Source organism: Bradyrhizobium sp. Arg816, assembly GCF_029989365.1.
Classification (GTDB): domain Bacteria; phylum Pseudomonadota; class Alphaproteobacteria; order Rhizobiales; family Xanthobacteraceae; genus Bradyrhizobium.
Genome location: NZ_JAPRAQ010000272.1, coordinates 1 through 254, shown reverse-complemented (window position 1 = coordinate 254; position 254 = coordinate 1). Strand labels below are relative to the sequence as shown.

The 254-nt window shown below is 66.5% G+C and carries 1 protein-coding gene; it reads left to right on the top strand.

All coding sequences use genetic code 11. The features are described 5' to 3' along the window. Positions 1–67 precede the first annotated feature (67 nt). Positions 68–254 (top strand): hypothetical protein (locus tag OWC48_RS46855; protein ID WP_282526047.1); only part of this gene is annotated, 187 nt, incomplete at its 3' end.

Sequence of the window (254 nt, the reverse complement as noted above, 5' to 3'; positions counted from 1 at the left end):
CGCTGTACGTGAAGGTCGCGGCCTCGCAGCTCGCTGAGGTCGCGCTCCCCTTTCCGGGAGGCGCCGCATGACCGTCTTCGCCGCATTCCTCGACGACAAGGTCGAGCGCTACATCAAGCTGCGCCGCAGCGCGCCTTCCTCGACGGAGGCGCGGCATGAACGAACACCTCCTGCTGGCGCCGCTCCTGGAGTCGTACTTTCGTCGCCGGTTGACCAAGCAGCGCAACGCGACCTCCGCGACCTTAGCCAGCTAT